Source organism: Acidimangrovimonas pyrenivorans (assembly GCF_042643245.1).
Classification (GTDB): Bacteria; Pseudomonadota; Alphaproteobacteria; order Rhodobacterales; family Rhodobacteraceae; genus Acidimangrovimonas; species Acidimangrovimonas pyrenivorans.
Window position 1 is genome coordinate 121,378 of the sequence record NZ_JBHRSK010000007.1, and the last position, 22,403, is coordinate 143,780.

Here is a 22,403-nt window from a genome sequence, read left to right on the forward strand (position 1 = left end):
CAAGCAATTCGGCAAGGCCGAGGCGAGAGCGGCCCGCGGCCCGGTCGAATGGGATCGCGGAGACAACGGGCAACTGACACAGTCTCCGGCGGCCTTTCGCTAGGAGCGAGGCCGGCAGGCTGTTGCCCCGGGACGGACTCGCGCTTCCCCGGACAGCCCTACGTCGCTCCCGGCAGGCACGGCTGGCTCTCCGCTATCGACCTGAACTGCCACCGCGCCTTCATCCAGCCGCAACCGGCGCCGCTTCGGCGTTTGATCCGCATCCCAGCCCCGCACCGCTCTTGGCCGGAGCTTGGCTTGGCCCAGCGGGACGGGCTGAACGGCAGACGGGGAGCAGTGCCCTAAAACGCTCAAGACACGGCTGGCGAAAACGGGGCGCTTGCCCCTATGAGCCTTCGCAACAGCCCTCCGCGTCGCGCAGCTCCAGTGGCCGCCCAAGGCCGTTCCCCTGCCCCGCATTTGGCGAAGTTCCGGGCGCTTCGGCGGCCCGCCAGGCTTGCAGGGTCGCGGCGCTGGCATGGATCACCGGGCTCGGCGCGGTCTCGACAGGGGTGGCGAAGAGCGGCGGCGCCAGCGGCCGCGAGCCGAGCGCGATAATCGGCACCGCCAGCAGCATCGGCGCGAAGACCGGAGTCAGCCAGACCACCAACCCGGGCAGGAAGACATAGAGCGCCGCCAACCCGCCAGCGCCGGTCAGCGTGATCCAGCCGCCCGCCGCCCAGGCCTCGGACCAGCTCAACCGGCCCTCGCCGCGTTGGTTGGCGGGCCAGCCGCCGTCGTGCCCGGCCACGACCTGGGCCACGGCGCGGCTCTGGAACATCAGCATCACCGGCGCGGTCAGGGCCGAAAACAGCAATTCGGCCAAGCAGGAGGCCAGCGCCCGTACCCCGCCCCCGAAACCCGCGGCGCGGCCGTCCCAGGCCGCCTTCAGCCAGATCAGCAGCTTTGGCAGCAGCAGCAGCCCGACCACGCCGATCGCCAGGCCGACGATCTCTGTCGTGCGGTCGTCGGGGAAGACCGGGAACAGCTGGTGCGGCAGCGGGAAGTAGTTCGGCCGGTGCGGGGTGAGAACGGCCAGCACGCTGACCACCAGGAAGGCACCCCAGAGCGGTGCGGCGAGGTAGGACAGGATGCCCTGCAGGAAGACGAAACAGCTCCAACCGCGCAGCCCCGGGGCGGCAAGCAGGCGGATATGCTGCAGGTTGCCCTGGCACCAGCGCCGGTCGCGGCGGGCGAAGGCGATCAGGTTCTCCGGCCCCTCCTCGTAGGAGCCGCCCAGGTCGTCGTCGAGCCGTACCGTCCAACCCGCCCGCGCCAGCAAGGCCGCCTCGACATAGTCGTGGCTGAGGACGCAGCCGCCGAAGGGCGGCGGGCCCGACAGTTCGGGCAGACCGCAGCTTTCGGCGAAGGCGCGGATCCGGACGATGGCGTTATGGCCCCAGAACGGCCCGGTCGGGCCCTGCATCCGCGCCAGCCCGCGGGCGAAGACCGGGGCGTGGAAGGCGGCCGAGAACTGCATCGCCCGGCCGAAGAGCGACCGCGCGCCGGTGATCTGCGGCAGGGTCTGGAGCAGGCCGAGCCGCGGCTCGGCCTCCATCCGCCGGATCATCTCGGCGATGGTCGCGCCCTCCATCAGGCTGTCGGCGTCGAGGATGACGGCGAAATCATAGGCCGCGCCCGAGTGGCGGATGAAGTCCTCGATATTGCCGGCCTTGCGGCCTTCATTCGAGGCGCGGCGGCGATAGAACATCCGTCCGTGGCCGTCGCGCTCGGCCAGGAGCCGGGCGAACCAGTAGCGCTCGCGCGTGGCGATCGCCTCGTCGCGGCTGTCCGACAGCACGGCGAAACCGACATGCCCGGTCAGGCCCTCGGCGGCGAGCGAGGCGTCCATCGCCGCGATCCGGGCGAAGGTGGCGACCGGGTCCTCGTTGCAGATCGGCACCAACACGGCCGTGCGCGAGCCGGGGTGCCACTCGGGCCCGGGCGGCGGCGACGGCGCCGGGCTCCGACCGCCAGCCAGGCCTAGCAGCGCCTGCGCCGCGCCCCAGGCCAGCCACAGCGTGGTGACCAGGATCAGCGCGGCGCGCAGCAGGTCGACCGCGTCGACCCCGTCGGTGTCCGAGGCGAGCAGGATCAGCACGCAGGCGCCCAGACCCGCCGCCGCCGCGAAGGCCAGCGCCAGGCCGCGCGCGCGGCGGGTCGCGCCGTCGGCGGGCAGGCGCCGCGGCATCAGGGCTGCCCCTGCATCCGCCGACCCGGCCCGGGCAGGCGCAGCCGCAATGTGCCGCGCACCGGCTCCAGCCGCTGTCGGGGCATCGCCAGTGGCGCCGCCGGCGGAGCGTGATCGGCCTCGGCCGGCAGCGGGTCGAGCACCGTTCCCCCGATTGCCGGCGCGGCGGCGCCGTCGCCGTTTCCGGGGGCGATGCGGGGAAGGTCCGTCTTCATGGCTTGCTCCATTGATAGAGCCAGGTCTCGGTCAAGCTGCGGCCGTAGCCTTCGATCACCGCGGTCAGCTCGATAATCGTGCCCTTGGGCGCGGAGAGGTCGAAGACCAGCCGCCAGCCTTCGCCGCCTGGCAGCTTTGACAGGGCGTGGCGCAGGATCTTGCCTTTCGATGCGGTCACGGTCGGGGTCAACTCGGCGTCGGCGGGCAGGGCGCCGAGGATCCCGCCTTCGAAATCGATGACGAATTTCTGGCTGTTGCCCTCCGGCTTGACGCCGGAGACGCCGCCATGGCCGGTCCGGGTCCGCCGGACGCGGGCCAGCGTCGCCTCGGGCTCCGGCGGCAGCATTCCCCAGTGCAGCCGGTAGGAGAAGTCCAACGCGTCGCCGGCCTTGGCCGGGGCCGCGGGCACCCAGAAGGCGACGATGTTGTCATTGGTCTCCAGCTCGGTCGGGATCTCGACCAGCCGGACCGTGCCCTTGCCCCAGTCGCCCAGCGGTTCGACCCGCAGCGATGGCCGGCGCTGGTACTGGGCGCCGGCGTCGAGATAGTCGTCCCAGTCGCGGTCGCGCTGGCACAGCCCGAAGCCGCGCAGACTGCCGCTCTCGAAATACGAGTTGGCCAGCTGGGCCGGATTGCGCAGCGGCCGCCAGTACCGGCGCTCGCCGCCGGGATCGCCCTCGGCAAAGCTCAGCCCGTCGCTGTCATGGACCTGGGGCCGGTAGTCGTCGAAATCGCCGCGCTCGTTGGCGCCGAACAGGAACATCGAGGTCAGCGGCGCCACGCCCAGCTGCTGGATGTCGGCACGCAGGAACAGCCGCGCCGTCACCTCCATCACCGTGTCGGCCCCCGGCGCGATGGCGAAACGGTAGGCGCCGGTCAGCGACGGGCTTTCCAGCGCGGCATAATGGATGACGCGGTCGGCGCCCGGCGCCGGTTTCTCGAGGTAGAACTCGGTGAAGCGGGGGAACTCCTCGGCCCCCGAGATGCCGGTATTGACCGCCAGCCCGCGGGCACTGAGCCCGTAGACATTGCCGCGCCCCAGCGCCCGGAAATAGCTCGCGCCCAGGAAGGCGACCAGCTCGTCGAACCTGTCGGCGCGATTGAGCGGGGTCGTGAGGCGGAAGCCGGCGACGCCGGGCAGATGCTCGTCCTTCGGCACCCGGGGGCCGAGATCGCCGTGATAGAGGAAATCGGCGGTGTCGAAGCGCATCGGCCGGGCCTGGCCCCCGGCCACCTCGAACAGTTTCACGGGCTGCTTGTAGAGCCAGCCCGGATGGAAGGCCTCGACCCGGAACAACTCGGCCTTGTCGCCCCGCCACCGGGCATGGTCGGGATTGAACTGGATCTTCTGGTAGTCGTCGTAGTTCAGCCCGGCGAGGAACCGGTCGCTCCCCTCGGTGTCGTCATAGGCTTCCCCGGCACGGCGTTGCATCGTCGCGGTGAAGCCGTCGAAGGAGAAGGGCACGGCCGCATCGCTGCGGGCCTCAGCGGGCGCCGAAGACGCGGGCGAAGTGGCCTCCTGTGCCCGTGCGGCGAAAGGAAGAGCCCCGGTGCTCAGGAACAGAGCGGAAGCCGAGAGCCCGCCAAGCGCCCGGCGACGGCTCAGGCGGCAGGGCGGATCGGATTGGAGGGCGACAGGTTGGAGCTGCGGCATCGTCGAAACGAGCATCCGTGAAATTGCGCGATAGTTCGGATTTATATCGCCCCTCGTCTCGGATGGCACCATCTCTGCACTGCAGCGCGCGCCCTGAACGGGCAGGAAAGGTGGGTTCTTGCCGATCGCCGAGAACGCATCGGCGAGTTTGCGCCACCCTCCCTGGGAAGGCCCTGAAACCGGCGCGGGGCCCGCCAAACGGCAGTTTCGACGCCAGCGGCGCTGGAAACGCGGTCCGCGGTCGCGTCGGCGCTACGGTTTCCCGCGCCCGGGCTTGGCGCAACTTCGCCGATCGCTCGCCGCAGGGGCTGCGGCAGGATGGCCTGCCAGGCCCCGGCAGGCCGGGCGGAAGGGAGAACCGCCCGGACCTGTTTTGCCCGCGACGACCGCCCAAAGCGCCGGGATGGGCGCCCCATCGCCACGGGCCGCCGCGCGCGCACCATCAAGCGCCCCTCGCAGGACCGGGACCGGTCAAGCCGCCCGTGCCGCGCATGCCCTTGGGGCCTCGGGGCTTGCGCGGGGTCAGGTCAGCACGCCGCCAGCCGAAACCGCTCGGCGACGGCTGCCTTTGCCCGGGCCACCGCGTCCTCGAGGCTCTGGCCCTGGGCAAGCGCGGCGGCAATCGCGCTGGCCATCTGGCAGCCGGTGCCGCGCAATGCGAAAGGATGGCGCGGAGCGGCAAAGGTCTCGACCGTCGCGCCGTCGCGATAAAGGCGGTCGGTCGACCGCGCCGGGTCCGCGCCATGCCCGCCCTTGACCAGCACCGCGGCGCAGCCCTGCCCGAGAAGCGCCTGCGCGACTTCTGCCTCTTCGGCCCCTTCGCCCAGCCCGAATGCCCGTCCAAGATGCTGAAGTTCAGGCAGGTTCGGCGTCACCAGGCTGCTGCGCGGCAGCAGCTTGCGGATCATCACCGCGAGACCCGCGGCATCGAGCAACGGCCGACCCGAACTGGCGCGGAGCACCGGGTCGAGGACCACGGGCGCTGCCGGCAGGAGCCCGGCGATGGTGTGGGCGACGGTGTCGGCGATAACCGCCTCGCCCAGCATGCCGATCTTCACCGCGGCCACCGGGCCGCTGGCAGCGGCCGAGGCGATCTGCGCCCGGACGACATCGGCCGGGACCGGGTGGAGCGCGCCGACCCCGGCGTCGGTCTGGGCGGTCACCGCGGTCACGGCGACGCGCGACGGCAGGCCGGCCCGCGCCACCGTCGCGGCGTCACGCAGCAGGCCGGCGCCGGCGCTGGAATCCATCCCGCCGATCAGCAGAACGGCAGCGGTCATGCCTCCGCCTCCGGGCGCGTCGCCGCCAGCCATTCGCGGCAGCGCGCCGCGGGATCGGCCGCCTGCTGGATATCGGTCACCACCGCCGCGCTGTCGGCCCCGGCGGCGAAGACCCCGGGCAGGCGCTCGGGCGTCAGCCCGCCGATGGCGACCAGCGGCACCGCTCCGGCCCGGCGCTTCCATTCGGCAACCCGGTCGAGCCCCTGCGGCCGCCATTTCATCTGCTTGAGGCGGGTCGGATAGACCGGCCCGAGCGCGACATAGGCCGGGTCGTGCGCCAGGGCGCGCTCCAGCTCGGCCCCGTCATGGGTCGAGAGGCCGAACCGGGTCCCGGCCCGGCGCAGGGCGGCGAAATCGGCGCCGTCCATGTCCTCCTGGCCGAGATGGACGAAATCGATCCCGAGCTCGAGCGCCAGTTGCCAGTGATCGTTGAGGATCAGTTGCGCGCCGTGGCGGGCGCAGCAGTCCCTGGCCCGCAGGGCGGCGTCGCGCAGGGCGTCCGGCGGCAGTCCCTTGGCGCGGAGCTGGACCAGTCGGACCCCGAGCGGCACCAGCCGTTCGAGCAGCTCGACCGTGCCGGCGATCAGGTAGAACCGGTCGAGCCCCATTCGTGCCCCCGCCATCAGCCCAGCTCCGCCATGCCGAGGATCGGGGTCGAGGCCGCGGCCATGTCGCGGCGCGGCATCAGCCCGGCCTCATGCGCCGCCCGGCCGGCCGCGACCGCCCGGCCGAAGGCCCGCGCCATCCCGACCGGGTCGAGCGCCTTGGCCACCGCCGTGTTCAGCAGCACCGCGTCGAAGCCCAGCTCCATCGCCTGCGCCGCTTGCGACGGCGCGCCGATGCCGGCGTCGATCACCAGCGGCAGGTCGGGGAAATGCGCCCGCATCGAGCGCAGCCCGTCGATATTGCGCAGCCCCTGCCCCGTGCCGATCGGTGCGCCCCAGGGCATCAGCACCCGGCAGCCCGCCTCGACCAGCTTCTCGCCCAGGATCAGGTCCTCGGTGGTATAGGGAAAGACCTCGAAGCCCTCGGCGCAGAGGATGCGCGCCGCCTCGACCAGCGCGAACGGGTCGGGCTGCAGCGTGTCGGCATGGCCAATGACTTCCAGCTTGATCCAGTCGGTGCCGAACAGCTCGCGCGCCATCCGGGCGGTGGTCACCGCTTCGGTCACCGAATGGCAGCCGGCGGTGTTGGGCAGGAGGCGGCAGCCGCTGGCGGCGATGAGATCGCGGAAGGCGCCGCCCTCCGGCCCCTCGCGACGCAGGCTGACGGTGATGACTTCGGCGCCCGAGGCGGCGATGGCCTCGGCCAGAACGGTGGGCGAGGGATATTGCGCCGTGCCCAGCAGGAGGCGCGATTTCAACTCGGTTCCGTAGACGACCATCTCAGCCCCCCTGCATCGGCGCGACGATCTCGACCCGCGCGCCCTCGCGCAGCACCGTCTCGGCCCGCTGCCCGCGCGCCACGAAGGCGCCATCCAGCGCGGTGGCCACGCTCGGGGCCTGGAAGCCGCGCTCGTCGATCAGCTCGGCCAGGGTGCCGGCCGCGGTCTCGATGCTTCGTCCGTTCAGATCAATCCGCATCGGCTTCCTCCTTGCACAGCGCCTCGGCCAGCCCCTCGGCCAGAACCGGGGCCATCAGGAAACCGTGGCGATACATGCCGTTGACATGGATGCGCCCGCCCACGCGGCGGATCGCCGGCAGGTTGTCGGGGAAGGCCGGGCGCAGGCCGGCACCGGTCTCGACCAGCTCGGCCTCGGCGAAGCCGGGATGCAGCGCATAGGCGGCCGAAAGCAGCTCCATCACCGCGCGCGCGGTCACCGGACCGGAGCGCGCGCTCTCCACCATCGTCGCGCCGATCATGTAGCGGCCGGCGCCGCGCGGAACGACGTAGCAGGGGAAGCGGGGATGGAGCAGGCGGACGGTGCGGCTGAGGCCGATATCGGGGGCGTCGACCACCAGCATCTCGCCGCGCACGGCACGCAGGTCGGACAGCCGGTCGCCTGAGTGATCGGTGGCGCCGAGGCCGCGGCAGTCGATCACCCGTCCGCCTGGTGGGCCATCATGGAAGGCGACCCCCACGGCTTCCAGCCGGGCGCGCAGGGTTGCCAGCGCCTCGCGCGGGTCCATGTGGGCCTCGGCGGCGTAGAACAGCCCGCGGGCGAAGCGCCCGGCCAGTTCGGGCTCGAGCGTGGCCGGATCGATCCGGTCATGGCCTTCGGTCGCGCGGGCGAAGCGGTCGAGTTCGCCCGCGTCGCGCGCTGGGGCCACCACCAGGGTGCCGCGTCGGACGAGGCTTTGCACCCGCTCGCCCCACCAGCCGACGGCGGCCTGGCCGGCCATCACGACCTCGCGCGGGGCGCTCTCGCCCTCGCAGAACGGCGCCAGCATGCCGCCGGCCAGCCGAGAGGCCGGGGCCGGGGCGCCCGTCGGGGCGATGACCTCGACCCGCGCCCCGCGCTCGGCCAGGGCGGTGGCGCAGCACAGCCCCGCCACCCCGGCGCCCAGAACCGAGAAGCTCATTCCGCCGGCTCCGCCGTTTCGGCCGGGACATAGAGGTCGCCGCCCGCGCGGAACTTGGCCGCCATCCTTTCCATGCCCTCGCGCTGCTGCGCCGCCGCCCGGATGTCGTGGCTGATCCGCATCGAGCAGAATTTCGGCCCGCACATCGAGCAGAAATGCGCCACCTTATGCGCCTCCTTGGGCAGGGTCTCGTCATGCATCGCCGTCGCCGTCTCGGGATCGAGCGACAGGTTGAACTGGTCCTGCCAACGGAACTCGAACCGGGCCCGGGACAGCGCGTCGTCGCGCGCCCGGGCGCCCGGGTGGCCCTTGGCCAGATCGGCGGCATGGGCGGCCAGCTTGTAGGTGATGACCCCGGTCTTGACGTCGTCGCGGTCGGGCAGGCCAAGGTGTTCCTTGGGCGTGACGTAGCACAGCATCGCGGTGCCGAACCAACCGATCATCGCCGCGCCGATGGCGCTGGTGATGTGGTCGTAGCCCGGCGCGATATCGGTGGTCAGCGGCCCGAGGGTGTAGAACGGCGCCCCTTGGCAATGTTCCAGCTGCTTGTCCATGTTGGCCTTGATCTTGTGCATCGGCACGTGGCCGGGGCCCTCGATCATCACCTGGCAATCCCTGGCCCAGGCGATTTGTGTCAGTTCGCCCAGCGTCTCCAGTTCGGCGAATTGCGCCGCGTCGTTGGCATCCGCGATCGAGCCGGGGCGCAACCCGTCGCCGAGGCTGAACGACACGTCATAGGCGCGGCAGATGTCGCAGATCTCCTCGAAATGCTCGTAGAGGAAGCTCTCGCGGTGATGGTGCAGGCACCATTTCGCCATGATCGAGCCGCCGCGGCTGACGATGCCGGTAACCCGGTCGGCGGTCATCGGGATCATGTGAAGCCGCACCCCGGCATGGATGGTGAAGTAATCCACCCCCTGCTCGGCCTGCTCGATCAGGGTGTCGCGGAACACCTCCCAGCTCAGGTCCTCGGCGACGCCGTTCACCTTCTCCAGCGCCTGGTAGAGCGGCACCGTGCCGATCGGCACCGGGGCGTTGCGCAGGATCCAGTCGCGGATGTTGTGGATGTTGCGCCCGGTCGACAGGTCCATCACCGTGTCGGCGCCCCAGCGGATCGCCCAGACCATCTTCTCGACCTCCTCCTCCATCGAGGAGGTGACGGCCGAGTTGCCGATATTGGCGTTGATCTTGACCAGGAAGTTGCGGCCGATGACCACCGGTTCGAGCTCTCGGTGGTTGATGTTGGCCGGGATGATGGCGCGGCCGGCGGCGATCTCGGCGCGGACGAATTCCGGCGTGACCAGATCGGGGATGTCGGCGCCGAAGGCCTCGCCGTCGCGGGCGGCGCACCACGCCTCGGTCCGGCCGTGGTTCTCGCGGATGGCGACGAACTCCATCTCCGGCGTGACGATCCCCGCCCGGGCATAGGCGATCTGGGTCACCGCGCGGCCGCCGGCGGCGCGTAGCGGCCGGCGCCGGACCGGGAATTCCGGCGTCAGCCGCGCGCCCTCGGCAAAGCCGTTGTCGGCGGCGGTGACGCTGCGGCCCTCGTAGGCCTCGACATCGCCGCGGGCGATCTGCCAGCCGCCGCGCTGCGGTGCCAGCCCCTCGGCGATATCGGTCGTGACGGCAGGATCGGTGTAGGGGCCCGAGCTGTCATAGACGGCAAGCGGCGCCTCGCCGGTGACGGCGATCTCGCGCAGCGGCACGCGGATATCGTGGATCTGGCCGGGGATGTGGATCTTGCGCGACGCGGGCAGCGGGCCCGTCGTGATCTTCGGCGTCTTGGTGTTCATCGGTGTCTCCTCAAGCACTCTCGAAAAGACCCAGAACGTGAGGCAGAAAGGGGCCGGCGGCCCGGGATGCGCGCCTGCGCAAAGGGGCCGCTGCGGCCCGAAAGGACCGCCTCCTTGTCAACGTGGAGGGATTGCCCTTCGGTCTTCCTACGCCAGTCTCAACTGGGTCAGGTTCAAAGGGTCGCGTCACCGGGAAGGCGGGCCTTCCCTGTCAGCCTCTCAGTCCCCTTGGCGGGACTCCCCTGACGTGTGCGCAGGATGCAGGATGGCAGTGGTGAGGTCAAGCCGGCGAACCGGGCGGATGGTCTCGTCCTTCCCCCCGGAGCCGATCGAAGCGCCGTCGCGCCATGGCGGTTCGGACAGGAACGACGAATGGCGGCATCGCCAACGGCTTGCCCGCGGCCATCTCTCTGGAACTGTTCGGGGGAAGGATGGTACCGCCTCCCCGGCTTGAACGGGGGACCTCTGGATCCACAATCCAGCGCTCTAACCAACTGAGCTAAGGCGGCACTGACGGGGCATTTACCGCCCCGTTTCTCCGAATGCAAGACCTGTTTCCGGCGCATTTTTCCCGCCGCGCGCGGTCAGGGCCGCGCCGGCCAGCACCGCGGCCAGCCCCAGCCACAGCGTCGGCGTCGCGCGCTCTCCCAGCAGCGCGATGCCCAGCACGGCCGCGGTGGCCGGCGACAGGCCCATCAGCACCGTCGCCCGCGTCGGCGTGGTGTGGCGCAGTGCGGTCAGCCACAGCAGGTAGCCCGCGCCGCTGGCCAGGCCGATGAACAGCACCAGCGCCCAGCCGGTCCGGTCCAGCCCCGCGACCGCCGTCCCGGGGGATTCGCTCAGGCTGCCCAGCGCCAGCGCCGCGACCGCCGCCGCCATGGCGACGAAACCGACCTGCAGCGTCGGGTAGCGTTCCAGGTAGGGCCGGTAGAACACCGCGCAGCCCGCCCCGGTGCCCGCCGCCGCCAGCACCGCCAACGCGCCCCAGGCGCTGCCGCCCGCCGCGCGCAGCAGGCTTTCGCCCAGGGTCAGGGCGACGCCGAGGATGCTGACCAGGACCCCTGCGACCTTGCGCCAGCTCATCGCCTCGCGCCCCAGCGTGGCCGCCAGGACCAGGGTGAGCAAGGGGAACATGGCGAAGATCAGCGCGCCGCGGCCGGCCGGGACGCGGGCAAGGCCCCAGTTGAGCAGCCAGACCAGCAGGCCGAACTGGGCGGTGCCGAGGGCCAGCAGCGGAAGGATGTCGCGCGGCGCGATCGGCACCCGGCGCAGCCGCAGGAAGAACGGCGCCAGCACCAGCAGCCCGATGCCGTAGCGCATCAGCGCCAGCGTCACCGGCCCCAGATCGGCCGACAGTGCCCGCGTCGCGGTGATCGTGGCGCCGACCTGGACCCCGGTCAGCGCCGCCGCGGCGAGGCCCCGCGCCTCGCTCACAGCGCGATCTCCCAGGTCTGGTCGAGGACGTCCTGGCCGAAGTCATGCGCCGGCGTCTCGCTGGTCATGACGAAGCCGGCCTTGCGGTAGAGCGCGCAGGCGGCCTCGTGGCTGGCATGGGTCCACAGCACCATCCGTTTGTAGCCGCGCGCCCGGGCCCAGCCCATCGCCGTGTCCAGCATCCGCCGGCCCAGCCCGGTGCCGCGCGCCTCGGGCCGCAGCAGCACCAGCCGCAGCTTGGCGGTCTCCGCATCGGCGCGGACGACGAAGATCGACCCCAGGCGCTGACCGTCGCGCTCGGCGATCCAGCCGCGTTCGCATTCCGGGTCGTGGTCGCGCAGGAAGCCCGCCAGGATCTCGGCCACCAGTGCCTCGAATGTGGCGTCGTAGCCCTCGTCGCGGGCGTAGAGTTCACCGTGCTGGCCGATGATCCAGCCCGCATCGCCGGGCCGCAAGTCGCGCAGCACCACCTCTCCCGTTTCCCGCGGGGCGTCGCCCAGCAGGTCCATCGCCTGCTCCATCGCCGCGCAGAGCACCTCCTGCCCCGCCGCGTCCAGCCCGGACAGCATCGCCCCGACATCGGCCCGCGACCGCGCCGCGAGCGGAGCATAGGCGGCCCGCCCGGCCTCGGTCAGCGACAGCAGCATCTCGCGGCCGTCCTCGGGATTCGGGTGGCGCTCCACCCAGCCCTTGCCGGCGAAGCGTTTGAGCAGCCGGCTGAGATAGCCCTCGTCCAGCCCCAGCGCCCGGGCCATCGCCCGTGCCGTCCGCAGCTCGCCCGCCGCCAGTTCGTAGAGCACCCGGACCTCGGTCAAGGTGAAGCCGCTTTGCAGGTAGCTGCGGTCGAGCAGGCCCAGCCGGTGGGTGTAGAAGCGGTTGAAGGCGCGGATGCGGTCGATCGTGTCCATGGGATCCTCCTGCGCATAGTCAAACCTTATTGCTTGCCCCAGTCAATCATTTTCCCGCGCGGGCCTCGCCACTCTTGCGATGGCGGCGATTGCGGAGTAACTGAGCGGCCAAACCGGAAAGGGCCGCAAATGGGCATCGACAAGCAAAGCGATATCGCCGCCAACCTGCAGATCGGGCCGACCACGCTCGGCATGGTGCGGATCTATGTCGAGGCCGAGGGTGTCGAGCTGCCGCTGGATTTCGAGCCCGAGGAAGCCGAAGAGATCGCCGAGGAACTGCTGGCCGCCGCCAAGCTGGCGCGCGAGAGCGGCAAGGACGCGGCCAAGCCGAAGAAGAAACGCTAAGCGTCCTGGATGCCGGGCGGCAGCCGGGGATCGCGCAGCGCCTGCAGCCGCAGCGCCGCGTGGCGGGCGAATTTCTGCATCATCACCTTGCGCCGCGCCCCGGCCAGTTTCGCCTCGGGCGCCATGCGCAGGATCTCGGCATCGTAGCTGTCGGCGATGATCAGCCCGCTATCGTCGGGCAACAGCTCGACCGGGAAGGCGTCGTCGACTGCCCAGAAGAACCGGTCGCACCATTCCAGATAGCCCTGCCACTTGCGGTCCGAGGTGAAGTCGGCCCGGCTCGACTTGCATTCGACGATCCAGATCTCGCCCTTCGGCCCCAGCGCCATCACGTCGACCCGCAGCCCCGGTGTCGGCACCAGTTCGACCACGCTGACGAAGTCATGCGTCAGCAGGTGGCGGCAGACGCCGCGGGCGAGCAGCTGGCCGGGGGCGAGATCGTCGGGCATGGCCAGACTATGAACAATCCATGAACATCTGTCCAGACCTCGCCGGACGGAGATGTGGCGGCCCGGGGGCTGCCCGGAGGCGCTGCCCGGAGGCGCAACCCGTCGCCCCTGGTTGCTCGGACCAATGGCGCAACCGATGCGCCCGCCAAGGATACCTGCGTGAAGAGGAAAGGACGGAAACCGCGCCCCGCCCCTTCTTCTTTGCCAAAATACTCCCGCCGGAGGCCAGCAGCCGGGCTCAGGCCCGGCTGCGCACGACCGTGAGCAGGAAGATCAGCATCGAGGCCAGAGTGACCAGCGCACCGGCGATCGCCATGCCCTCGGCGCCCGACTTGAGCGTCATCGCGATACCGGGCACCAGCAGCCAGACGCCCAGCGTCGCCACCGCGAAATGGAGCTTGGCCAGCCCGCTCTCGGCCGCATTGGGCACGAGGTGATAGAAGACGCCGAACAGCGCCATCGTCACCCAGCCGACGAGGTTGAGATGCGCGTGGGCCGGAGCCATCTGAAAGTCGTGGCGCATGCCCATCTCGATGCCCCAGGCCATGCCGAGGGTCACGTAGACCACGCCCGAAAAGAAAAACCAGAATGAAATACCCTTCATGTCCCTTCTCCCTTTGCCGGCGGTCACCTGCCGCCTTGGGCGAAAGGATAACATGCATTTCCCATTCAGCTATCAGGATTGCGGCCGCCCCTTGCCGGACGCTGCCGGTGCCTCTATCTAGGGTCGTGGCGGGTGCTGCTCCTCGCGTGCGAGGCCCTTTTCCAGTGGCCGATAAGCAAGTCCGAGGGAGCTGGCTCTGCCAGGATCGTGGTCCTGGTATCTGGCGCCCACCTGGTTAAACCAGGCTCTCGGGAAAAAAACGCCTTCACGGTTGCTGCGGGCCCGCCACTTGCCCCCTTCCGATGCATCGCGACGCGCGGCGAGATCGCCTGCCGCGCATTGCGCGCCTCCGCCCGGAGCGCGTGAGAAACCCGCAAGGCGAGCGCCCGCCGTTCCGAAGCAGACCAACTCATTCCGGCGACGTCGCCATGAAAAAGGGCGCGCCGATCCGCACCGGCGCGCCCCTGAACTTCCTGCCTGTCCGGCTCAGTCGATCAGGCCCAGCAGCTTGTCGACCGAAGCCCGGGCGTCGCCGTAGAACATGCGCGTGTTCTCCTTGTAGAACAGAGGGTTCTCGATGCCCGAATAGCCGGTGCCCTGGCCGCGCTTGGAGACGAAGACCTGCTTGGCCTTCCACACTTCCAGCACCGGCATGCCGGCGATCGGCGAGTTCGGATCCTCCTGCGCCGCCGGGTTGACGATGTCATTCGAGCCGATGACGATCACCACATCCGTGTTCGGGAAGTCGTCGTTGATCTCGTCCATCTCGAGCACGATGTCATAGGGCACCTTGGCCTCGGCCAGCAGCACGTTCATGTGCCCCGGCAGGCGGCCGGCGACCGGGTGGATGGCGAAGCGCACCTCCTTGCCCTTGGCGCGCAGCTTGCGGGTCAGTTCGCTGACCGCCTGCTGGGCCTGCGCCACCGCCATGCCGTAGCCCGGCACGATGATCACGCTGTCGGCCTCGTTCAGCGCGGTGGCCACGCCCTCGGCGTCGATCGCCACCTGCTCGCCCTCGATCTCCATCGCCGGACCGGCTGCGCCGCCGAAGCCGCCGAGGATGACGCTGATGAAGCTGCGGTTCATCGCCTTGCACATGATGTAGCTGAGGATCGCACCGGACGAGCCGACCAGCGCGCCGGTGACGATCAGCAGGTCGTTGCCGAGGCTGAAGCCGATGGCGGCGGCGGCCCAGCCCGAGTAGCTGTTCAGCATCGACACCACGACCGGCATGTCGGCGCCGCCGATGCCCATGATCAGGTGGTAGCCGATGAAGAAGGCCAAGAGCGTCATCAGGATCAGCGCCCAGGACCCGGCCCCGCCCAGGAACATCAGCAGCAGGATCACCGACAGCGCGGCGGCGCCGGCGTTCAGGACATGCCCGCCGGGCAGCTTCCTGGCGGCCGAGTTCACCTTGCCCGCCAGCTTGCCGAAGGCGATGATCGAGCCGGTGAAGGTGACGGCCCCGATGAAGACGCCGAGGAACAACTCGACCCGCAGGATCGACAGCTCGACCGGCGTCTTGTGGGCGACGAGCGCGGCGAAGCCGGTCAGCGCGTGGCGCGCCTCGGGGCTCATCGCGGCGACGCGGGCGGCCTCGATATAGGCGTTGTAGCCGACGAAGACCGCGGCGAGGCCGACCAACGAGTGCATCGCCGCGACCAGCTGCGGCATCTCGGTCATCTGGACGCGCTTGGCGACGACCCAGCCGATGATCCCGCCGCCGGCGATCAGCGCCAGCGACAAGAGCCACAGGCCCGAACCGGGGCCGATCAGCGTGGCGATGACGGCGAGCGCCATGCCCACCATCCCGTACCAGACCGCGCGCTTGGCGCTTTCCTGGCCCGACAGCCCGCCCAGCGACAGGATGAAGAGGACCGCGGCCACGACATAGGCGGCGGTGGAGAATCCGTATTCCATGCCCTCTTCCCCCTTACGACTTCTGGAACATGGCGAGCATCCGGCGCGTCACCAGGAAGCCGCCGAAGATGTTGATCCCGGCCATGAAGACCGAAAGCCCGCCGAGCACGATCACCAGCCAGGAACCCGAGCCGATCTGCAGCAGTGCGCCGAGGATGATGATCGACGAGATCGCGTTGGTCACCGCCATCAGCGGTGTGTGCAGGCTGTGGCTGACGTTCCAGATCACCTGGAAACCGACGAAGCAGGACAACACGAAGACGATGAAATGCTGCATGAAGCTGGCCGGCGCGACAAGGCCGGCGCCCAGCAGCAGCACCGCGCCGATGGTCAGCAAAGTGACCTGGTTCTTGGTCTGCGCCTTGAAGGCGGCCACTTCCTGCGCCCGGATTTCCGCGGGCGTCAGTTCCTTGGCCTTCTCCTTCGGCTTCTGCGCCGCGATCGCCTTCACCTTGGGCGGCGGCGGCGGAAAGGTGATCTCGCCCTCGTAGGTTACCGTCGCGCCGCGGATGACGTCATCCTCCATGTTGTGGACAACCTGACCGTCCTTCTCGGGCGTCAGGTCGGTCATCATGTGGCGGATGTTGTTGGAATAGAGCGTCGAGGACTGGGCCGCCATCCGGCTCGGGAAGTCGGTGTAGCCGACGATGGTGACACCGTTGTCGCTGACCACTTTCTCGTCGGCCACGGTCAGGTCGCAGTTGCCGCCCTTCTCGGCGGCGAGGTCGACGACCACCGAGCCCGGCTTCATCGCCTCGACCATGTCCTTGAGCCACAGCTTCGGCGCGTCGCGGCCCGGGATCAGCGCCGTGGTGATGACGATGTCCATCTCCGGCGCCAGTTCGCGGAACTTCTCGAGCTGCTTCTCGCGGAACTCAGGGCTCGACGGGGCGGCATAGCCGCCGGTGGCGGCGCCGTCCTGGGCCTGTTCCTCGAAATCGAGGTAGACGAACTCGGCCCCCATCGATTCGATCTGCTCGGCCACTTCCGGCCGGACGTCGAAGGCATAGGTGATCGCGCCCAGCGAGGTCGCGGTGCCGATCGCGGCCAGACCGGCGACACCGGCCCCGACAATCAGCACCTTCGCCGGCGGCACCTTGCCCGCCGCCGTCACCTGGCCGGTGAAGAAGCGGCCGAAATTGTTGCCGGCCTCGATCACCGCGCGGTAGCCGGCGATGTTGGCCATCGAGCTCAGCGCGTCCATCTTCTGGGCGCGCGAGATCCGCGGCACCATGTCCATGGCGATGACATTGGCGCCCTTGGCCTTGCACTGCTCGAGCAGGTCGGCGTTCTGGGCCGGCCAGAAGAAGGAGATCAGGGTCTGGCCCTTGCGCAGCCGCTTGGCCTCGACCGGCTCGGGCCCGCGCACCTTGGCGACGATGTCGCAGGCCTTCCACAGCGCCGCCGCGGTCTTGATCACCTCGACGCCGGCCTCCTGGTAGGCCTCGTCGGAAAAGCCCGCGGCCGCACCGGCCCCGGTTTCGATGGCACAGTCATAGCCCAGCTTCTGCAGCTGGAGCGCGGATTCTGGCGTCATCGCCACCCGCGCCTCGCCGGCTATGATCTCCTTCGGAACCCCGATTTTCACTCTCTGTCCTCCGCGCAACGGTGTATGTCCAACACCCGGTCGAATGTATCCGAGCCGGTTTAACATTGCGCAATATTATTTCACAAGGCGAGATGCGGCGACGGGCTTGCATTCAGGTGCGACGTTTCGTGCACACCACGCGACTCGCGCGATTCATCCTGATAAATTCGGTCGGCTACTAGAGCCAGCGCCGGGTCCGAGCCGCCCAGGCCTCGAAGGCGTCGCCGAAATGCGCCCGCAGCCGGGCTTCCTCGCCGCGGATGAAACGGTGCTGAATCAGCGCCATGAAGATCGGCACCAGCGGCAGGGCGGCGGGGGCATCCCACCACAGGATCGCCCCGGTCAGCACCAGCGCGTCGCCGAGGTAGATCGGGTTGCGCGACAGCCGGAAGATGCCGCCGGTGACCAGTGCCGAGGGGTCGCGGCGCGGGATGAAGGTGGTGCGAAGCAGCACCATCTGCGCGGCGGCCAGCCCCATCAGCGCCACCCCAGCGGCAACCAGCGCGCCGCCGAGCCAGCGCCCGGCGACACCGAACAGCGGCAGCGGCAGCCATTGCCCGATTCCCCAGGCCAGCGCCAGGAACAGCAACAGCCACAGCGGCGGTATCTCGATCCGGTCCATGCCGTCCTCCCAGGCCCCTCGCCGGCCGATCATCGCCAGCCGGGCGCCGGGCGCAAGCCCCCGGATGTCGCGACCGGCACGGATTTACCTTAAGCTTGAAGAATTTTCTGAATCGGGTACCACCCGACCTGGCCCCCGGCTTGACGCCGATGCCGCGCGAGGCCACAGCAGATGGAACAGGAGAATGCCATGACCGATTTCGCCAGGACCAAGTCGATGTTCCACCTGCCCGAGGGGGTGATCTACCTCGACGGCAACTCGCTCGGGCCCCTGCCGAAGGCCGCCACCGCCCGGGTAGCGCGCACGGTGCAGGACGAATGGGGCGAGATGCTGATCACCGGCTGGAACAAGGCCGGCTGGATGGCGCTACCCAGCAGCACCGGCGACCGCATCGCCCGCCTGATCGGCGCGGCCCCGGGCACCGTGGTGATGGGCGACACCCTGTCGATCAAGGTCTACCAGGCGCTGGCCTCGGCGCTCGAGATGAACCCCGAGCGGCGGGTGATCCTGTCGGATACCGGCAACTTCCCCTCCGACCTCTACATCGCTGACGGCTTGGTGCGGACGCTGGGCGACGGCTACGAGCTGCGCACGGTGGCGCCGGAGGAGGTGCTGGAAGCGATCGACGCCACCGTGGCGGTGACGCTGATCACCGAGGTCGACTACCGCACCGGCCGCCGCCACGACATGAAGGCGATCACCGAGAAGGCCCATGCCGCCGGCGCGATCGCGGTCTGGGACCTGGCCCATTCCGCCGGCGCCGTGCCGGTCGACCTCGCCGGTTGCGACGTCGATTTCGCCGTCGGCTGCACCTACAAGTATCTCAATTCCGGCCCCGGCGGCCCGGCCTTCATCTATGTCGCGCCGAAACACGCCGAGACCGCGCGCCCGGCCCTGTCCGGCTGGCTCGGCCACGAGGCGCCCTTCGCCTTCGATCTCGACTACCGCCCCGGCCGCGGCATCGAGCGGATGCGCGTCGGCACCCCGCCGATCCTGCAGCTCGCCGCGCTCGACGCGTCGCTCGACATCTGGGACCTGGCCGACATGGCCGATGTCCGCGCCAAGTCCATCGAGCTGACCCAGCTCTTCATCGAGCTGGTCGAGGCCGCCTGCCCCGCGCTCGCGCTCGCCAGCCCGCGCGACCCGGCGATCCGCGGCAGCCAGGTCAGCTTCCGCCACGCGCAGGGCTACGCCATCATGCAGGCGCTGATCGCCCGCGGCGTGATCGGCGATTTCCGCGCCCCCGACATCCTGCGCTTCGGCTTCACCCCGCTCTATATCGGCGAGGAGGAGGTGCGCGGCGCCGTCGCCATCCTCAAGGAGATCATGGACGGCAACCTCTGGGACCGGCCGGAATACAAGACCCGCGCCCGCGTCACCTGACCGGCCGCGTCGCCTGACAGGAGGCCCCGATGGAACTGCGCCGCTTCCATAGCGCCGACGCCCCCGCCTGCGCCGCGCTGTTCCACCGTGCCGTCCACGAGGGCGCGGCGGAGCATTACAGCCCCGCGCAACGTGCGGCCTGGGCACCCTATGCGACCCCGCCGCGAGAGGCGCTCGACCGCCTCGCCGCGCGCCTGTCCGAGGAACTCACCTGGGTCGCCGAAGAGGAAGGCGCGCTCGAAGGCTTCATGTCGCTGCGCATCGACGGCTATCTCGACATGGCCTTCGTCGCCCCGGAGCGCCGGCGCACCGGCCTCGCCGGCCAGCTCTACGACAAGATCGAGGCCGAGGCCCGTGCCCTCGGCCTCATCCGGCTGACCACCGAGGCCAGCCACCTCGCCCGGCCCTTCTTCCTCAAGCGCGGCTGGCAGGTCGACGCCGCGCAACAGGTCGAACGCCAAAGCGTCCTGATCCCCAACTTCCGGATGTCGAAGGCGCTCTCCTAGCCCTCACTTTCTGCTCGAAAATATCCTCGGGGGGGCCGGGGGGCAGACAGCCCCCCGGGCGGGGGGACCGGGGGGCAGCCGCCCCCCGCGCCCGCCTCACAGCATCCGGTCGTAATCGCTGACCAGCAGATGGGTCGGCGCGACATCCTCCTCGATCTCGGCGAAACGGCCGATCGGCTCGCGGAAGATGTTGTCGGTGATGTCGTCGTTGACGGTCGAGACCTCGCCGATCAGCACGTCGCCGCCCTCGCCCCAGAAGGCGTGCCAGTCGCCCGGCATCAGGGTCACGCTCTCGCCCGGGGCCAGCTTCAGCACCTCGCCGGGGCCGAACTCCCGGTCGATGCCGTCGCAGCGCACCTTGCCGCCGGCCGCCGCGTCGAACCGTCCGCCACTGTCCGAGCCGTAAAGCTCGACCGCCAGCGTGGCGCCGCCGCGGTTGATGATATCTTCCGCCTTGATCACGTGGGTATGCATCGGCGACAGCTGATCCTGGCGCGAAATCAGCAGCTTCTCGGCATAGCACATGCCCCGGCCGCGGCTCAGGTCGGCCAGCTCGCCATTGCGCAGGGTGAACAGGAACAGCCCCATCTCGTCGAACTTGCCGGCGCCGTAATCGGTGATGTCCCAGCCCATGCGCGACGAGACCAGCCGCGACGCCTCCTCCTTGCGGGCGCGGAATTCCTCGGGCGTCCAGTAGGCGAAGGGCGGCAGGGCGAAGCCGAAGCCGCGGATGAAGGCATCGGCCTCGGCCATGATCTCGTTGATGCGTGAGCGTTTCATGCGGGTCCTCCTGATCGCCGCCCCTTCATGTCGCAAGCGGCCCCCGGTCGCAACCCGTCGCGCGGGCTCAACCCTCGGGCGAAACCGCCTGCCCGGCCCAGTCGTCAAGCACCTTGCCCAGCGCCTTCCAGTCGGTGAACTCGGTATCCTTGTCCGGATCGACCTTCTGGCCGTGCTGGGCCGCGATCAGGCGCATCGCCCAGGACTTGAAGAAATCGTATTCGGTGAAACGGAAGGCACCGGCGACATGCTCGATCCGGCGCGGGGTCCAGCCGATCGCCGCGGTGAAGCGCGCGACGCAGTCGTCGAGCCCCTTCCAGTCGTCCGGATCGCTGCCCGCCGCGGCGCCCGAGACCGACAGGAACAGGGTCGGCATCCGCTCCAGCGCCTTTGCCGCCCCCTTGGCAAAATCGACCAGATCGGCCTGGTAGCGGCCGACATGGACCGAGCCGGCAAGGATCGCGGCGTCGAAGCGGTCGAGGTCGAGCTCCTCGCCGTCGCCGGCGCGCATCAGTTCGACGACATGGCCGGCCTCGACAAGGCGGTCGGCGGCGAAACGGGCGACTTTCCGGGTCTGGCCCTCGGTGCTGCCATAGGCGATCAGGATTTTCATCTGACGTCCCTCCTGCTGAAGTCCCGGACAGGATCGGCGATTCGCCGCGGTCCCGCCTTGAGCGGGCGCAAGGCCCGGCAGGGAGGGCAGCAGGGAAGGTCGGGATCAGGCGGTGCGCAGCTGCGGCTGCCGGCCGCGCGCCTTCCAGGCCCGGGCGGCCTCGCCGAAGGCGGTGAAGAGCGGCCGCGACACCGGGTCCCCGGCGGCGTTGTATTCCGGGTGCCACTGCACCGAGAGGGTGAAGCCCGGCGCGTCCCGGACATAGATCGCCTCGGGCGTGCCGTCGGCGGCGTGGCCGTCGATGACGATGCGCGGCCCCGGCGTCTTGATGCCCTGGCCGTGCAGCGTGTTGGTCATCACCTCTTCGGCCCCCATCAGCCGGGCGAAGACGCCGCCGGGGGTGAAGCGGACGGCGTGGCGCAGGGCGAATTTCTCGTCCAGCGTGCCGTCGGGCGGCATCCGGTGGTTCATCCGCCCCGGCAGCTCGCGGATCTCGGGATAGAGCGTGCCGCCCATCGCCACGTTCACCTCCTGGAAGCCGCGACAGACGCCGAGGAAGGGCTGGCCGCGTTCGACGCAGGCCCGCACCAGCGGCAGGGTGATGGCGTCGCGGCAGCGGTCGAAGGTGCCGTGCGCCTCGGTCTCCTCCTCGCCGTATTCCTCAGGATGGACATTGGGCCGACCGCCGGTGAGCAGGAAGCCGTCGCAGGTCTCGAGCAGTTCCTCGACCGAGAGGAAGCGCGGATCGGCGGGGATCACCAGCGGGATGCAGCCGGCGACCTCGGCCACGGCAAGGCTGTTCATCGTGCCGCCGGCATGGACCGGGTAGCTGTCGTTGAGCAGGCTCATGTTGCCGATGATGCCGACGACCGGGCGCGTCATGCCGTTTCCCCTGATTTCTTGCCGTTGCCCCGAATGATAGGGCGGCGCGGCGGAATGGTCGAGAGGACAAAGCGCGGCAGGCGGGCGGCCTGTGGCAGCTGCCCGCGAATCGGGCAGAGGGCGCCGCGGGCGGCAGGGGGGAGGGGGCCGTCTGCCCCCTCTTCGCGCCCAAAGGCGCGAATTCACCCCCGAGGATATTTTCGAGCAGAAAGGAGGCCGGAAGGGGCGCTAGAGGACGGCTCAGGCCTCGGCGGTGAGGCGGGCGGCCTCGATGCCGGCAGTGGCGGCGGCGGCGTCGTTCTCCGAGCTGTCGCCGGTGACGCCGACGGCGCCGATCACCGCCCCCTTGGCGTCGCGCACCAGCACGCCGCCGGGCACCGGCACGACCTTGCCGTCGAAGAGGCCGTTCATCGCCGCCATGAAATAGGCCTGGTTCTCGGCCCGCGCCATCTGGGCGGTGCCGCCCATGCCGAGCATGATCGCGCCATAGGCCTTGCCGCGGGCGATGTCGAAGCGGCCCGGGCTGGCGCCGTCCTCGCGCTCGAAGGCGATGACGTGGCCGCCGGCGTCGAGCACGACGACCGAGAGCGGCTTGAGTTCGAGTTCGCGGCCCTTGGCCAGGGTCGCCTTCACGATGGTGCGGGCTTTGCGGATCGTCAGTGCCATTGGC

23 protein-coding genes and 1 tRNA gene are annotated in these 22,403 nt (G+C 70.0%); 3 read left to right on the forward strand and 21 right to left on the reverse strand.

Translation table 11 applies throughout. From position 1 onward, the window contains the following. Positions 1 to 385 precede the first annotated feature (385 nt). The 12 genes from mdoH to ACFOES_RS10990 form a co-directional block, all read right to left on the reverse strand. On the reverse strand, positions 386 to 2,230 hold the full coding sequence (mdoH, locus tag ACFOES_RS10935) for a glucans biosynthesis glucosyltransferase MdoH (RefSeq protein ID WP_377833307.1): 1,845 nt from the start codon (positions 2,228 to 2,230) through the stop codon (positions 386 to 388). After that, positions 2,230 to 2,445, reverse strand: coding sequence for a hypothetical protein (locus ACFOES_RS10940; protein WP_377833308.1), 216 nt, complete (start codon positions 2,443 to 2,445; stop codon positions 2,230 to 2,232). The genes mdoH and ACFOES_RS10940 overlap by 1 nt, the downstream gene beginning before the upstream one ends. Next, positions 2,442 to 4,100, reverse strand: a complete 1,659-nt coding sequence (locus tag ACFOES_RS10945; RefSeq protein ID WP_377833309.1) for a glucan biosynthesis protein — start codon at positions 4,098 to 4,100, stop codon at positions 2,442 to 2,444. The genes ACFOES_RS10940 and ACFOES_RS10945 overlap by 4 nt, the downstream gene beginning before the upstream one ends. A 527-nt stretch (positions 4,101 to 4,627) precedes the next feature. Beyond that, positions 4,628 to 5,380, reverse strand: coding sequence for a hydroxymethylpyrimidine/phosphomethylpyrimidine kinase (locus ACFOES_RS10950; protein WP_377833310.1), 753 nt, complete (start codon positions 5,378 to 5,380; stop codon positions 4,628 to 4,630). Further along, complete coding sequence (locus ACFOES_RS10955) at positions 5,377 to 6,003, reverse strand: thiamine phosphate synthase (RefSeq protein ID WP_377833311.1); 627 nt, start codon at positions 6,001 to 6,003, stop codon at positions 5,377 to 5,379. Before ACFOES_RS10955 ends, ACFOES_RS10950 begins: the two co-directional genes overlap by 4 nt. Then, positions 6,003 to 6,764, reverse strand: coding sequence for a thiazole synthase (locus tag ACFOES_RS10960; protein ID WP_377833312.1), 762 nt, complete (start codon positions 6,762 to 6,764; stop codon positions 6,003 to 6,005). The genes ACFOES_RS10955 and ACFOES_RS10960 overlap by 1 nt, the downstream gene beginning before the upstream one ends. Before the next feature lies 1 nt (position 6,765). Next, complete coding sequence (thiS, locus tag ACFOES_RS10965) at positions 6,766 to 6,963, reverse strand: sulfur carrier protein ThiS (RefSeq protein WP_377833313.1); 198 nt, start codon at positions 6,961 to 6,963, stop codon at positions 6,766 to 6,768. Beyond that, positions 6,953 to 7,903: an FAD-dependent oxidoreductase gene (locus ACFOES_RS10970; RefSeq protein WP_377833314.1), complete on the reverse strand. Its 951-nt coding sequence runs from the start codon at positions 7,901 to 7,903 to the stop codon at positions 6,953 to 6,955. The genes thiS and ACFOES_RS10970 overlap by 11 nt, the downstream gene beginning before the upstream one ends. Next, the gene (gene thiC / locus ACFOES_RS10975) at positions 7,900 to 9,699 is read right to left on the reverse strand and encodes a phosphomethylpyrimidine synthase ThiC (protein ID WP_377833315.1); all 1,800 of its coding nucleotides are present in this window, start codon (positions 9,697 to 9,699) and stop codon (positions 7,900 to 7,902) included. Before thiC ends, ACFOES_RS10970 begins: the two co-directional genes overlap by 4 nt. A 432-nt stretch (positions 9,700 to 10,131) precedes the next feature. Further along, positions 10,132 to 10,208: transfer RNA gene (locus ACFOES_RS10980), tRNA-His, on the reverse strand. A 13-nt stretch (positions 10,209 to 10,221) separates the two neighbouring features. Next, positions 10,222 to 11,133, reverse strand: a complete 912-nt coding sequence (locus ACFOES_RS10985) for a DMT family transporter (protein WP_377833316.1) — start codon at positions 11,131 to 11,133, stop codon at positions 10,222 to 10,224. After that, positions 11,130 to 12,041 carry a GNAT family N-acetyltransferase gene (locus tag ACFOES_RS10990; RefSeq protein WP_377833317.1) on the reverse strand — a complete coding sequence of 304 codons (912 nt, stop codon included), beginning with the start codon at positions 12,039 to 12,041 and terminating at the stop codon, positions 11,130 to 11,132. Before ACFOES_RS10990 ends, ACFOES_RS10985 begins: the two co-directional genes overlap by 4 nt. Positions 12,042 to 12,170: 129 nt before the next feature. Between ACFOES_RS10990 and ACFOES_RS10995 the strand changes: the two genes are divergently transcribed. Further along, entirely contained in the window at positions 12,171 to 12,386 is a 216-nt protein-coding gene (locus tag ACFOES_RS10995) for a DUF6324 family protein (RefSeq protein WP_377833318.1), read from the forward strand. Here ACFOES_RS10995 and ACFOES_RS11000 read toward each other — a convergent pair. The 5 genes from ACFOES_RS11000 to ACFOES_RS11020 all read right to left on the reverse strand — a co-directional run bounded on the left by ACFOES_RS11000 (position 12,383) and on the right by ACFOES_RS11020 (position 17,569). Continuing rightward, positions 12,383 to 12,835: an MmcB family DNA repair protein gene (locus ACFOES_RS11000; protein ID WP_377833319.1), complete on the reverse strand. Its 453-nt coding sequence runs from the start codon at positions 12,833 to 12,835 to the stop codon at positions 12,383 to 12,385. The two genes, ACFOES_RS10995 and ACFOES_RS11000, sit on opposite strands and share 4 nt — an antisense overlap. Positions 12,836 to 13,073: 238 nt before the next feature. After that, the gene (locus ACFOES_RS11005; RefSeq protein WP_377833320.1) at positions 13,074 to 13,439 is read right to left on the reverse strand and encodes a hypothetical protein; all 366 of its coding nucleotides are present in this window, start codon (positions 13,437 to 13,439) and stop codon (positions 13,074 to 13,076) included. 486 nt (positions 13,440 to 13,925) lie between these two features. Then, positions 13,926 to 15,359, reverse strand: coding sequence for an NAD(P)(+) transhydrogenase (Re/Si-specific) subunit beta (locus ACFOES_RS11010; RefSeq protein ID WP_377833321.1), 1,434 nt, complete (start codon positions 15,357 to 15,359; stop codon positions 13,926 to 13,928). 13 nt (positions 15,360 to 15,372) lie between these two features. Further along, positions 15,373 to 16,947 (reverse strand): Re/Si-specific NAD(P)(+) transhydrogenase subunit alpha, encoded by a 1,575-nt coding sequence (locus tag ACFOES_RS11015; protein ID WP_377833322.1) that lies wholly within the window; start codon positions 16,945 to 16,947, stop codon positions 15,373 to 15,375. A gap of 178 nt (positions 16,948 to 17,125) precedes the next feature. After that, the gene (locus tag ACFOES_RS11020; RefSeq protein ID WP_377833323.1) at positions 17,126 to 17,569 is read right to left on the reverse strand and encodes a methyltransferase family protein; all 444 of its coding nucleotides are present in this window, start codon (positions 17,567 to 17,569) and stop codon (positions 17,126 to 17,128) included. Between the two features lie 189 nt (positions 17,570 to 17,758). On the opposite strand from ACFOES_RS11020, the gene kynU reads away from it, so the two are divergent. After that, entirely contained in the window at positions 17,759 to 18,952 is a 1,194-nt protein-coding gene (kynU, locus tag ACFOES_RS11025; protein ID WP_377833324.1) for a kynureninase, read from the forward strand. 29 nt (positions 18,953 to 18,981) lie between these two features. Further along, positions 18,982 to 19,458: a GNAT family N-acetyltransferase gene (locus tag ACFOES_RS11030; protein WP_377833325.1), complete on the forward strand. Its 477-nt coding sequence runs from the start codon at positions 18,982 to 18,984 to the stop codon at positions 19,456 to 19,458. Between the two features lie 96 nt (positions 19,459 to 19,554). On the opposite strand, the gene ACFOES_RS11035 is transcribed toward ACFOES_RS11030, so the two are convergent. The 4 genes from ACFOES_RS11035 to ACFOES_RS11050 form a co-directional block, all read right to left on the reverse strand. Beyond that, positions 19,555 to 20,238 (reverse strand): D-lyxose/D-mannose family sugar isomerase, encoded by a 684-nt coding sequence (locus ACFOES_RS11035; protein ID WP_377833326.1) that lies wholly within the window; start codon positions 20,236 to 20,238, stop codon positions 19,555 to 19,557. Positions 20,239 to 20,305: 67 nt separating this feature from the next. After that, entirely contained in the window at positions 20,306 to 20,851 is a 546-nt protein-coding gene (locus ACFOES_RS11040; protein ID WP_377833327.1) for a flavodoxin domain-containing protein, read from the reverse strand. Positions 20,852 to 20,956: 105 nt separating this feature from the next. After that, positions 20,957 to 21,733 (reverse strand): gamma-glutamyl-gamma-aminobutyrate hydrolase family protein, encoded by a 777-nt coding sequence (locus tag ACFOES_RS11045; protein WP_377833328.1) that lies wholly within the window; start codon positions 21,731 to 21,733, stop codon positions 20,957 to 20,959. 240 nt (positions 21,734 to 21,973) lie between these two features. Beyond that, positions 21,974 to 22,399, reverse strand: a complete 426-nt coding sequence (locus ACFOES_RS11050; RefSeq protein ID WP_377833329.1) for a GlcG/HbpS family heme-binding protein — start codon at positions 22,397 to 22,399, stop codon at positions 21,974 to 21,976. Between the last annotated feature and the right edge of the window lie 4 nt (positions 22,400 to 22,403).